General features: G+C 71.1%; 12 protein-coding genes. 3 read left to right on the forward strand and 9 right to left on the reverse strand.

Annotated elements, in window-relative coordinates; all coding sequences use genetic code 11:
- The first annotated feature begins 372 nt into the window (after positions 1–372).
- Both P3T41_RS28070 and P3T41_RS28075 read left to right on the forward strand, forming a co-directional pair.
- Positions 373–1,956 (forward strand): acyl-CoA carboxylase subunit beta, encoded by a 1,584-nt coding sequence (locus P3T41_RS28070; protein ID WP_280693319.1) that lies wholly within the window; start codon positions 373–375, stop codon positions 1,954–1,956.
- Between the two features lie 62 nt (positions 1,957–2,018).
- Positions 2,019–2,228: an acyl-CoA carboxylase epsilon subunit gene (locus P3T41_RS28075; protein ID WP_348533702.1), complete on the forward strand. Its 210-nt coding sequence runs from the start codon at positions 2,019–2,021 to the stop codon at positions 2,226–2,228.
- Here the strand turns inward: P3T41_RS28075 and P3T41_RS28080 are convergent.
- From P3T41_RS28080 to hemL, 8 genes are all read right to left on the reverse strand, one after another.
- Positions 2,206–2,703 (reverse strand): GNAT family N-acetyltransferase, encoded by a 498-nt coding sequence (locus P3T41_RS28080; RefSeq protein WP_280693320.1) that lies wholly within the window; start codon positions 2,701–2,703, stop codon positions 2,206–2,208. The genes P3T41_RS28075 and P3T41_RS28080 overlap by 23 nt on opposite strands.
- A gap of 74 nt (positions 2,704–2,777) precedes the next feature.
- The gene (locus P3T41_RS28085; RefSeq protein WP_280693321.1) at positions 2,778–3,182 is read right to left on the reverse strand and encodes a hypothetical protein; all 405 of its coding nucleotides are present in this window, start codon (positions 3,180–3,182) and stop codon (positions 2,778–2,780) included.
- A gap of 223 nt (positions 3,183–3,405) precedes the next feature.
- Positions 3,406–4,566 (reverse strand): c-type cytochrome biogenesis protein CcsB, encoded by a 1,161-nt coding sequence (ccsB, locus tag P3T41_RS28090; RefSeq protein WP_280693357.1) that lies wholly within the window; start codon positions 4,564–4,566, stop codon positions 3,406–3,408.
- Positions 4,567–4,572: 6 nt separating this feature from the next.
- Complete coding sequence (locus P3T41_RS28095) at positions 4,573–6,357, reverse strand: cytochrome c biogenesis protein ResB (protein ID WP_280693322.1); 1,785 nt, start codon at positions 6,355–6,357, stop codon at positions 4,573–4,575.
- 2 nt (positions 6,358–6,359) lie between these two features.
- The gene (locus P3T41_RS28100; RefSeq protein WP_280693323.1) at positions 6,360–7,136 is read right to left on the reverse strand and encodes a cytochrome c biogenesis protein CcdA; all 777 of its coding nucleotides are present in this window, start codon (positions 7,134–7,136) and stop codon (positions 6,360–6,362) included.
- Positions 7,133–7,735, reverse strand: coding sequence for a TlpA disulfide reductase family protein (locus tag P3T41_RS28105; RefSeq protein WP_280693324.1), 603 nt, complete (start codon positions 7,733–7,735; stop codon positions 7,133–7,135). The genes P3T41_RS28100 and P3T41_RS28105 overlap by 4 nt, the downstream gene beginning before the upstream one ends.
- Before the next feature lie 116 nt (positions 7,736–7,851).
- Complete coding sequence (locus tag P3T41_RS28110) at positions 7,852–8,553, reverse strand: histidine phosphatase family protein (RefSeq protein WP_280693325.1); 702 nt, start codon at positions 8,551–8,553, stop codon at positions 7,852–7,854.
- A complete protein-coding gene (hemL, locus tag P3T41_RS28115; protein WP_280693326.1) occupies positions 8,550–9,884 on the reverse strand; it encodes a glutamate-1-semialdehyde 2,1-aminomutase in 1,335 nt (444 codons plus the stop codon). The genes P3T41_RS28110 and hemL overlap by 4 nt, the downstream gene beginning before the upstream one ends.
- A 414-nt stretch (positions 9,885–10,298) precedes the next feature.
- Here hemL and P3T41_RS28120 point away from each other — a divergent pair, with 414 nt between their 5' ends.
- Entirely contained in the window at positions 10,299–10,781 is a 483-nt protein-coding gene (locus P3T41_RS28120) for a hypothetical protein (protein ID WP_280693327.1), read from the forward strand.
- 50 nt (positions 10,782–10,831) lie between these two features.
- On the opposite strand, the gene P3T41_RS28125 is transcribed toward P3T41_RS28120, so the two are convergent.
- Positions 10,832–11,842 (reverse strand): zinc-binding dehydrogenase, encoded by a 1,011-nt coding sequence (locus P3T41_RS28125; RefSeq protein WP_280693328.1) that lies wholly within the window; start codon positions 11,840–11,842, stop codon positions 10,832–10,834.
- Between the last annotated feature and the right edge of the window lie 99 nt (positions 11,843–11,941).

An 11,941-nucleotide genomic window follows, 5' to 3' on the forward strand; every position in this document is an offset into this window, starting at 1 on the left:
TACGACTGACGGTCCGTGGTCGGTATCACCGGCCTACCCGCCGAGACCCCCTAGCGGCCCCCTACAACCCCTCAGTGCGCACCGCCGCAGACCCACGCTGAGCTGGGCAGTCGTCCGACCGGACGGCCCAGCGCCGATCTTGGCGTGCTCCAGGCACGGATGGGCAGGGCGGGGCGTCCGGCCACCGGCTCCAGCAGGCCCTGAGCCGATTTTCTGTACATCCTCGACAGGTAAAGCCCTAGGACCTTGTACAGAACCAACGCCGAAACCGAGTGGTCCGGCCTCGTAGTGTCGTAGGGGAAGCAGGAAATCGCAGCCGGAGCCCACAGCCGACACCGACTGCTCGGTCGCTCATCTATCTGGGAGTTCGAGATGACGGTGTTGCAGCAGGCCGCGGGGGAACCCGCCGACGCGCGCGGCCGGGTCGCGGAGCTGCACGAACTGCGCGAGCAGGTGCGGCGCGGTCCGAGCGAGAAGGCGACCGAGGCGCAGCACGCCAAGGGCAAGCTGACCGCGCGCGAGCGGATCGAGCTGCTGCTGGACGAGGGCTCGTTCCACGAGGTGGAGCCGCTGCGCCGGCACCGCGCGCAGGGCTTCGGCCTGGAGGCCAAGAAGCCGCACACCGACGGTGTGATCGTCGGCTGGGGCACCGTGCACGGCCGCACGGTCTTCACCTACGCGCACGACTTCCGGATCTTCGGCGGCGCGCTGGGCGAGGCCCACGCGCAGAAGATCCACAAGATCATGGACATGGCCATCGCGGCCGGCGCTCCGCTGGTCTCGCTCAACGACGGCGCCGGCGCCCGGATCCAGGAGGGCGTCACCGCGCTGGCCGGCTACGGCGGCATCTTCCAGCGCAACACCCGCGCCTCCGGCGTGATCCCGCAGATCTCCGTGATGCTCGGCCCGTGCGCCGGCGGCGCCGCCTACAGCCCCGCGCTGACCGACTTCATCTTCATGGTCCGCGAGACCTCGCAGATGTTCATCACGGGACCCGACGTGGTCCAGGCCGTCACCGGCGAGAAGATCAGCCAGAACGGCCTGGGCGGCGCCGACGTCCACTCCGCCGTCTCGGGCGTCTCCCACTTCGCCTACGACGACGAGCAGTCCTGCATCGAGGAGGTCCGCTTCCTGCTGTCGCTGCTCCCGCAGAACAACCGCGAGATGCCGCCGGCCACCCCGAGCGACGACCCGATCGAGCGGCGCAACGACTCGCTGCTCGACCTGGTGCCCGCCGACGGCAACCGCCCGTACGACATGCGCAAGGTGATCGAGGAGATCGTCGACCACGGCGAGTACCTGGAGGTCCACGAGCGCTGGGCCACCAACGTGATCGTCGCGCTGGCCCGGATCGACGGCCACGTGGTCGGCCTGATCGCCAACCAGCCGCAGTCGCTGGCCGGCGTGCTCGACATCAACGCGTCGGAGAAGGCCGCCCGCTTCGTGCAGATGTGCGACGCCTTCAACATCCCGCTGGTCACCCTGCTCGACGTCCCCGGCTTCCTGCCCGGCGTGGACCAGGAGCACGGCGGCATCATCCGGCACGGCGCCAAGCTGCTCTACGCCTACTGCAACGCCACCGTGCCGCGGATCTCGCTGATCCTGCGCAAGGCCTACGGCGGCGCCTACATCGTGATGGACTCCCAGTCCATCGGCGCCGACCTGACCTACGCCTGGCCCACCAACGAGATCGCCGTGATGGGCGCCGAGGGTGCCGCCAACGTGATCTTCCGCCGCGACATCAACGGGGCCGAGGACCCCGAGGCGATGCGCGCGCAGAAGATCAAGGAGTACAAGAGCGAGCTGATGCACCCGTACTACGCGGCCGAGCGCGGCCTGGTGGACGACGTCATCGACCCGGCCGAGACCCGCTCCGTGCTCGCCGCCGCGCTCGCCATGCTCCGCACCAAGCACGCCGACCTGCCCTCCCGCAAGCACGGCAACCCGCCGATGTAGCGGCTGCGCGCAGCCGTCCGACCACTCGTCATCCGCAGCTTCCGGGGGAGAGAAACCCGATCATGACCAGGTCCACCGAATCGCTCGTCCGCGTCACCCGCGGCACCCTGTCCGACGAGGAGCTGGCCGCCCTCACCGCCGTGCTGCTGGCCCGCGCCGCCGCCCAGCAGGCCACCGCGGCACTGCCGGCCGTCGAGCCGATCGCCCGCTGGCAGCGCCTGGAGCGCCGCCCGGCGTACTACTCGCCGGTCAGCTGGCAGTGGGCGGCGTAGTCCGCGCCGGCAGGCTCTTCTCGAACCAGTGGTCCGAGAACGCGCTGTCGTTGTACCGCGGGATCTCGCGGTAGCCCTGCCGGGCGTAGAGCGCCCGCGCCTCCACCAGGTCGGCGCGGGTGTCCAGGCGCACGGTGGTCATCCCCAGCTCGGCGGCCGCCGCCTCGATGGCGGTGATCAGCCTGGCCCCGCCGCCCTGGCCGCGGGCCGCCGGGTCGAGGTAGACCTTGGTCAGCTCGCCCAGGGCGGGCGTCAGTCGGCGCAACCCGACGCAGCCCACCGGCAGGCCGTGCCGACGGGCCACCAGGAAGGCGGCCAGGCCGGTATCGGGCTCCCACTCGCCGAGTTGGTCGACCTCCGCCTCGGTGGCCGGGCGGCGGTGGTAGCGGCTGATCAGTTCGGCCCGGTAGGCGCGGAGCAGCGCGACGGCGTCCGGCCGGTCGATCGGGGTGGCCTCGAAGGTCCAGATGGTCATCCGGCCATCGTGGCCGCCACGGGCCGGGCGGGCACCTGAATTACCCGGGTCCGGAGGCCTCAGCCGTGACGGCCTTACGCGGCCACCAGGGCCGAGGATCGGCCGGCGTGCATCAGGTCCAGGTGGTCGGCCAGCACCTGCGGGTCCTGGGCCAGCCAGAGCCGCAGCGCGGCCCCGAGCATCGCGCACCCCGAACCGAGCCGTACCCCGGTCGCCCGCGCCACCTGCTCGGCGGCGGGCACCAGCAGGTCGGCCAGCGGCGCCGGCAGCCAGACGGTCAGCGCGCAGGGCGCCGGCTCGGCCAGCGCGGCCAGCAGCCGGTAGGCCCGCGCGGTGCCCTGCAGCGTCGGCAGGACGTCGAGCAGCCCGTCGGCGACCACCTCGGAGAGGTCACTGCGGTGCCCCTGCGCCAGGCGCCGCAGCAGCGCGCGCTCGGCGACCGTGATGCGCACCGTCAGCATGAGCTCCTCGCTGTCCATGACGCGGCCTCCTCGCCTTCGGCACAACGGATTTGGTACTGGTACGTCCTACTTTGTCACAGCGGATCACCCGCTCTGACACCTGCCCACCGCGCGGGTCATGACACCTCGCCGGACACGTGATCCAGCCAACGTCAGGTCGGGCTCGGGCCGTTCGCGGGGCGTCCCGCGAACGGCCGTCGGCCGCAGGCCGTTTGCTGCGGGCCGTTTGCTGCGGGCCCGGCTATCCCACGCCGGCGTACGAGTGCTTGCCGGTGATGAAGATGTTGACGCCGTAGTAGTTGAAGAGGAAGCAGGCGAAGGCCAGCAGCGCCAGGTACCCCGCCTTGCGGCCGCGCCAGCCGGCGGTGGCCCGGGCGTGCAGGTAGCAGGCGTAGACCACCCAGGTGATGAAGGACCAGGTCTCCTTCGGGTCCCACTCCCAGTACTTGCCCCAGGCCGACTCGGCCCAGATCGCGCCCGCGATGATGGTGAACGTCCAGAGCGGGAAGACCAGGGCGTTGATCCGGTAGGAGAGCTTGTCCAGGGTGGCGGTGGCGGGCAGCCGCTCCCAGACCGAGGCCGAGGTCCGGAACGGGCCGCCCGGCAGACCGGCCGCCAGCCGCTTGTCGTAGGCCTCACGGCCCAGGTAGAGCGCGGTGGAGGCGAAGGCCGCGTAGAAGGCGCCGCCGCAGATGATCGCGGTGGTGACGTGGATCCCCAGCCAGTACGAGTGCAGCGCCGGGACCAGCTGCTCGTCGGCGGTGTAGAGCACCGTGGTGGCCAGGCCCAGGGTCAGGGTGGCGGCGACCACCGCCGGCAGGCCCATCCAGCGCACCGGCTTGCCGAGCGCGAGCAGCAGCAGGTAGGTGCCGATCATGGTGACGCCGAAGGCGCAGGAGAACTCGTACATGTTCCCCCACGGGAACCGCATCACCGACAGGCCGCGCAGCAGCACGCCGCCGAAGTTGCACGCGAAGCCGAGGATGGTGAGCGAGATGGCGATCCGGCCCGCCAGGTCGCCCTTCTCGCTGGTGCCGGCCGCACCCGGGCCGTCGATCTCCCGCTCCTCGCCACGGCCGCTGGTGACCACGATGGCGCCCTCGCCGGCCAGCGCGGTGCGGGTCAGCGTGGTGGTGCCGCCGTCGGCCGAGGCGACCGTGACGGTCACCTTCTTGGCCGCCTTCGCCTCCTTGGCCGCGCGCACCTGCTCGGTGACGCTGACCTGGGCCGCCGCGGCGGCCAGCGAGGCCTGCTCGGCGGAGCGGCGGGCGACCCCGCCCTTGCTGCCGAAGGTCCACTCGAACATGTGCGCGAACATGGCGAGCGCGTAGACGAACATGGCCGAGTAGATCAACTTGTCGGACAGGCCCGACAGTTGGGTATTGACCCCGATGGCGAGAATCACCGTCTACTCCTTGGTTTCCGGGGCGGAAGGGGTGGCGTCTGCTGGGGTGTCAGGCGCGGCGGATTCTGACGGGCCGTCGGGTTCGTCCGGTTCCGCTGAGGCGCCTGAGGCGTCGGTCTCCTCGGGCTCCTCGGGTTCGTCGAGGGCCGGTGCGTCGTCCTGCAGGTCGACCGCGAGGTCGGCCAGCTCCTCGGCGATCTTCGCCGACTCGCTGCGTGCCAGACCCGCCAGCTCCACCAGGGTCCGGCCGTCCGGCGTGGTGACCGCGCGCACCCAGATCCGGCGGCGCTGCACCAGCAGCGAGCCGATCAGGCCCAGGATCGCCAGCATCGCGCCGGTGAGCGCGACCGTGTTGCCCGGGCGGTGCGAGACGCTGAAGCTGGCCCACTGCTTGTAGCCGTCGAAGCTGATCGAGCCGTAGCCGTCCGGCAGCGTCCAGCCCTGACCCGGCGTCAGCTTGGTCCTGGCCGGCTGCCCGTCCTGCTGCAGCTGGGTCAGGTGGCTGAGGTCGAGCTGGTAGATGTTCTGCGGCACACCGGAGTCGGTGCCCAGGTCGCCCTCGTAGGCGGTGAGCACCATCGCCGGGTTCGCGTCGCCGGGGAAGAGCGAGCGCGGGCCGGTGGTCGGGCCGAAGCTGTCCGGTGCGGTCGGCAGGAAGAAGCCCGAGAAGCCGAGCTGGACCTTCTTGCCGTCCTTCTGCCCGTAGTCGCCGACCTTGACCACACCGGTCGAGGTCAGGTTGGGGTCCTGCGGCAGGAACGGCACCGCGTCGTGGTAGACGACCTTGCCGCTGCCGTCCTTGACCGTGATCACCGGGGCGTAGCCGTGGCCGATCAGGAAGACCTTGCTGCCGCCGATCTCCAGCGGGTGGTTGACCGAGATGACGCCGCCCTTGGTCCTGGTCGGGTCGGAGCCCGTCCAGTAGTGGACGTTCGCGTCGAAGGTGCGCGGCTGGCCCATCTGGTCACCGGTCAGCTGGTAGGTCGCGGTGAAGTTGTCCAGGTGGAAGCCGAACGGGTCCAGGTCGTTCGGCCCGTAGAAGGCCGAGCCGTTGAAGTCGTCCATCTGGGTCAGCGTGTTGGTGTAGCCGTCGCCCTCGATCACCAGCTTGCCGCCGGTGCCGCTGGCCAGGCTGGCCCAGGCGAAACCGGCCAGCAGGGCGAAGAGCGAGAGGTGGAAGAGCAGGTTGCCGACCTCGCGCAGGTAGCCCTTCTCGCCGGCCACCGCACTGCCCGAGCCGTGCACCCGGAACCGGCGCCGGCGCAGCAGCCGCTGCGCGGCCGCCACCGCGGTGGCCGGGTCGGCGTCGGTGTGCCAGGCCGCGTAGACCGGCATCCGGGTCAGGTTGGCGGGCGCGGCCGGCGGCTTGGCCCGCAGCACGCCGACGAACTGCCAGGTGCGCGGGATGATGCAGCCTGCCAGCGAGACGAAGAGCAGGATGTAGATCGCCGAGAACCAGACCGAGCTGTAGACGTTGAACAGCTGCAGCTTCTGGTAGATCGGGGTCAGGTCCTTGTGCGCCGCCTGCCAGGTCTGCACCTGGAAGGCGTTCTCGGCGGTCTGCGGGATCAGCGAGCCCGGAATCGCGGCGACCGAGAGCAGGAAGAGCAGGATCAGCGCGACCCGCATCGAGGTGAGCTGGCGCCAGGTCCAGCGCAGCCAGCCGAACACCCCTATGCCGGTGGGCGCCTCGGACTCGACCGGAGCGGAGGTGAGCCGCTCGGCTGACGCCTCGTCGGCCGGCGGCTGCCCGTTTCCGGGGGTGGCCTTGAGGTCGGTGTCGCTCACGGTCAGATTCCGATCGAGAAGTTGCCGGTCAGGTACTGCAGCTGGTTGACCAGGTAGGTCCAGCCACCGGTGATCAGCAGCACGCCGACGGCGACCAGCATGCCGCCACCGATCCGCATCACCCACTGGTAGTGCCGCTTGACGAAGCCGAAGGCGCCGATCGCCCGGCGGAAGGCCAGCGCCGCCACCACGAACGGTATGCCGAGTCCGAAGCAGTACACGGCCATCAGGAACGCGCCGCGCCCGGCACTGGCCTGGGTGAAGGAGAGCGCCTGCAGCGAGCCCATGGTCGGTCCGATGCACGGCGTCCAGCCGATCCCGAAGACCACGCCCAGTGCCGGGGCGCCGAGCAGCCCGACCACCGGACGGCGGTGCGAGCGGATCTCCCGGGTACTGAAGCCGGGCAGCAGGCCCATGAAGGCCAGGCCCATCAGCACGGTCAGCGCGCCGAGCACCTCGCTGATGCCGCGGCTGTGCTCCTGCATGGTGCGGCCGAAGTAGCCGAAGAGCGCGCCGCCGGAGACGAAGACGGCGGAGAAGCCGAGGATGAAGAGCAGCGAGCCGGCCAGGATCCGCCCGCGCTGCCGGCCCTGGGCGTCCGCCAGGTCGGCGGCTGAGAAACCGGTGACGTAGGAGAGGTAGCCGGGCACCAGCGGCAGCACGCAGGGCGAGAAGAAGGAGAGCAGCCCGGCCGCGACGGCCACCGGAACGGCGAGCAGCAGCGGGCCGCTCTGCACCGTCTGATTGTTCTCCCCGAAGGCGAGCAGCGCGCTGGTCACGAGTGCTGCTCCGCCAGCAGCGGCGTGAGCATCGTGTCCAGGTCGTAGACCGACATCGGCTTCATCGCGCGGGCGGCCAGCCGGCCCTGGCGGTCGATCACCATCGTGGTCGGGACGGACTGCGGATTGAGGCTGCCCTTGGGGAACTTGAGGATCTGGGTGCCGTCCGGGTCGTAGATGCTCGGGTAGCTGATGCCCTGGTTCACCTCGAACTGGCGGGCGTTGGTCGGGTCGGTGTCCCGGGTGTTGATGCCCAGGAACTGCACGCCCTGGTCCTTGTACTTCTCGTAGGACTGCTCCAGGCCCTTGGCCTCCTCGCGGCACGGCGAGCACCAGGAGCCCCAGATGTTGACCACCACGATCTTGCCCGCGTAGTCGGAGAGCCCGACCTGCTGGCCCTCCAGGTCCTTGCCCGCGATCGCCGGGGCCGGCTTGCGGGAGGCCGTCGGCACGGTGTCGAACCCGCTGGTGCCGGTGACGAACCCGGCCTGGGCGTCACCGCTGCCGCCCGACCCCGTCGAACTGCATCCGGCGAGCGTGAGGACGGCCGCCGCAGCGGTGAGGAGCGCGGCCAGACGGAAGCGGGGCGTACCAGACATGTGAAAAGTTTCGCATGGCAGTTCAGAGGCTTTGCGGGGGGTCGGCAGTTGCGTGTCGACCCCCCGCTGAACTGGCGTTGTAAAGATCCTTTAAACGCCTCGGCGGAGATGAGAAGTTAGGCCCCGAAGCTTTTTCCGACCGGCTTGTCGCCCTTCTTGCCCTGCCCCAGCAGGTGGGCCGGCAGCAGGTCGCGGGCCGGCTCGCGGTAGCCGACCGAGACCAGCTTGTCGCCCTCGTACGTGAAGCTGGTCACCGAGGCGAGCGAGCACTGCCGCTTGCGCGGGTCGTGCCAGAGCCGGCGCTTCTCGGCGAACGAGCGGGCGGTCCAGACCGGCAGCTGGTGGCTGACCGCCACGGCCTCGTGCCCGCGCGCCGCGTCCCGGGCGGCGGCCAGCGCGCCCATCATCCGCACCGCGATCTCGACGTACGGCTCGCCCCAGGAGGGGCGGAACGGGTTGGTCAGGTGCTTCCAGTAGCGCGGGTTGCGCAGCGAGCCGTCGCCGACCCCGAAGGTCTTCCCCTCGAAGACGTTGTCGGCCTCGATCAGCCGGTCGTCCACCGCGACGGTCAGGCCGTGCTCCTTGGCGGTCGGCTCGGCCGTCTCCTGGGCGCGCTCCAGCGGCGAGGCGACCACATAGGTGATGTCGCGGTCGGCCAGGTGCTCGGCGACCCGGTCGGCCATCTGCCGGCCCAGCTCGGAGAGGTGGTAGTCGGGCAGCCGGCCGTAGAGCACGCCCTGCGGGTTGTGCACCTCGCCGTGCCGGACCAGGTGGACGACGGTGATCTCGGGGGTCGTCCCCGGGGTGTTCGTGCTCATCGCAGCTCCTCCGCGGGCTTGGCCAGCGCGGCGGCGCGGGCGGCGGCCGGCAGTGCGGCCGCGATCTTCTCGAGTGCGCGCTCGTCGTGCGCGGCCGAGACGAACCAGGACTCGAAGGCGGACGGCGGCAGGTAGACCCCGTCGGCCAGCAGGCTGTGGAAGAAGTCGGTGAAGCGGAAGGCCTCCTGGCGCTTGGCCGCGGCGTAGTCGGTGACCGGCTCGTCGGTGAAGAAGACCGAGAACATGGTGCCCGCCTTCTGCAGCCGGTGCGCCACACCCTCCTTGGTCAGCGCGTCGCCGACCAGGCTCGACACGGTCTCGGCCACCTTGCCGAGGGTCGCGTAGACCTCGTCGGTGCAGGCCCGCAGCTGGGCCAGGCCGGCGGCGGTGGCGACCGGGTTCCCGGACAGGGTGCCCGCCTGGTAGACCGGGCCGGCCGGCGCGAGGTGGGCCATCACGTCGGCCCGCCCGCCGAAGGCCGCGGCCGGGAAGCCGCCGCCCATCACCTTGCCGAAGGTCAGCAGGTCCGGGGCCCAGCCCTCGTGCGCCGCCTCCAGGCCGTACCAGCCCGCCTTGGAGACCCGGAAGCCGGTCATCACCTCGTCGGAGACGAAGAGCGCGCCGTTCTCCCGGCAGAGCTTGGCCAGGCCCGCGTTGAAGCCGGGCTTCGGCGGCACCACGCCCATGTTGCCGGGGGCCGCCTCGGTGATCACGCAGGCGATCTCGCCGCTGTGCAGCTTGAAGGCCTCCTCGACCGCCGCCAGGTCGTTGTACGGCAGCACGATGGTGTCGCCGGCCTGAGCCCCCGTCACCCCCGGGGTGTCCGGCAGCGCGAAGGTGGCCACGCCCGACCCGGCGGCGGCCAGCAGCGCGTCCACGTGGCCGTGGTAGCAGCCGGCGAACTTGACCACCTTGGCCCGGCCGGTGAAGCCGCGGGCCAGCCGGATCGCGGACATGGTGGCCTCGGTGCCGGAGGAGACCAGCCGGACCTGCTCGACCGGGGCCACCCGGGAGACGATCTCCTCGGCCAGCTCCACCTCGCCCTGCCCCGGGGTGCCGAAGGAGGTGCCGCGGCCGACGGCCTCCCGGACCGCGTCCAGCACGGCCGGGTACGCGTGGCCGAGGATCATCGGGCCCCACGAGCAGACCAGGTCGACGTACTCGCGGCCGTCGGCGTCGGTCAGGTACGGGCCGGTGCCCGAGACCATGAAGCGCGGGGTGCCGCCCACCGCACGGAAGGCGCGCACCGGTGAGTTCACGCCGCCGGGGGTGACCGCCGAGGCGCGCTCGAAGAGCGACTGGGACTGGGGTGCTTCATAGGGGTAGCTCACGAGACCACATCCTCTCAAACGGCTCGAACGGCTCCGCTCTCAAATCGTGTCCTTTACCTCTGCATGTCGGACCCGATCATCTGGAACGATGATCCGTGTGCGGCTACGGGTACGTTCATCCCGCACACTGGAGAGCGCGCGGTGCGCGCCCCGGTGCGGGCGCGGGCTCAACACGGGCTCAAGGTGACGTGATTCGGTCGAGCCTGGCCGATTGCGGCCGCACTGAGGATGACAAAAACGGTAATACAGGACATCCGGCGGGACACCGGAGGTCCGGGGGTCTGTCGATTCCGGCGAATTCCGGTGAGGATGGTCCGAGTGTCCGAGGAGCAGGACGGCTTCGAGGAGGCCACGGGGGCCGGCCGCAAGGCTGCCCGCGCGGGAAGGGGAAGGCGGGGTGAAGGACGCGTGGGGGTGACGTACAAGTACTTCGGCGCACCCGACCGCGCGACCGCTGCGAGAGTCCCCACCGCTCTCGGCCCCGGCGGTCTCGGCCTGGACGCCGGCGAGCTCGGCTCGCTCGGCCGCCTCGGCGACCTGATGGAGACCAGCGGCTCCCCCACCGGCCACCTCTCCACCAAGATCAAACCCGAGACCATGAGCGCCATGGTGCTCACCGGCATCGAGGGCGTCCCCCTCCACCAGGTCCCGCCGCTGGAGCTCGTCGTCCTGCACCCCGACTACGCGGTCGTCCAGCTCCCCCACACGGTGGTCGAACCCCTGCGCAAGGCCGACGACACCGAGCTGGGCGCGGCGGCGTTCATCTGGTCCACCGTGCCGGACCGGCGGGGGCCGCGGGACGCGTTCGTGATCTACACGATGCTGCACGAGTGGCAGGACTTCGCGAACCGGCTGCACGACGCGGGGCACCAGCTGTACTGCCTGGTGTGGCCGTGAGCGGCAGCCGTACGGCCTGCTGAGGGTCCGTCAGCAGGCCGTACGGGGGGTCAGGGGCGCAGGATCAGGCGGATCGGGTCGCCTTCCTTGGCGTGCAGGCGCTGGACGGCCTTGGCGGCGTCGGCGAGTGGCAGCACGTCGGTGATCGAGCGTGAGAAGTCCAGCCGACCGCCTTCGGTCAGGGCGACCAGCTGCGCGACGGCGTTCTCCTCGGAGCCGTAGTGGCCGAGGATCTGGTGCCGGAGGTAGCTGAAGCGGGTGCCGTCGGTGACGGTCAGCGGTTTGTCGGTCAGTCCGACCAGGACGAGGCGTCCCTTGGGGGCGAGGACGGTCAGCGCCTGTTCGCGGACGGCGGCGACGCCGGCGAAGTCGAAGGCGGCCGCCAGGCCCTGGTTGCCGGTGGCCGCCAGGACCTGCTCGCGCAGCCGGGGATCGGCCGGGTCCAGGGCCAGGTCGGCGCCGAAGTCCAGGGCGCGCCGGCGGGCGGCCGGGACGGGGTCGACCGCGATGATCGGACAGGCCCCGACGGCGCGCAGCAGCTGGACGCCGTGGGCGCCGAGCCCGCCGATGCCCCAGACACCCACGGCCTGGGCCGGCCGGACCTGGGCGGTGGTGGTGATGGCTCCCCAGGGGGTGGAGACCGCGTCCGGGATGATCGCGGCCTGCTCGATCGGGATCGAGTCGGGCAGCGCGAACAGCGTGCCGACACTGGCCAGCGCGTACTCGGCCCAGCCGCCGTCGTAGTCGACGCCTCGCGTCAGGAGGCGGCCGTCGCGGACCTCGCCCGCCTGCAGCACGACCCGCTGCCCGGCCGTCCAGCCGGTCACCTCCGGTCCGAGCTCGGCGATCGTCCCGGCGACCTCGTGCCCGAGGGTGACGCAGTCGCCCGGCGGATAGGTCGGCGTGAGGGTGCCGTCGATCAGGTGGACGTCGGACAGGCAGACGCCGGCCGCCTCGACCTTCACCAGCACCTGCCCCACGCCGGGCACGGGCCGTGGCACGTCCTCGATCGTCAGTGCGTGGGAGGGGAGGTGGAGCCGCGCGGCACGCATGAGGTCCATGGCGGGGTCGTCCGTTCCGGTCGGTGGCCTGTGGTTATCGCACGTCGTCCTGCTCTCCGACGTACGTCCGCGACACGGCGCTCCCGGCACCTGGTCGAC

The sequence above is a fragment of the Kitasatospora sp. GAS204B genome (assembly GCF_029892155.1).
Classification (GTDB): domain Bacteria; phylum Actinomycetota; class Actinomycetes; order Streptomycetales; family Streptomycetaceae; genus Kitasatospora.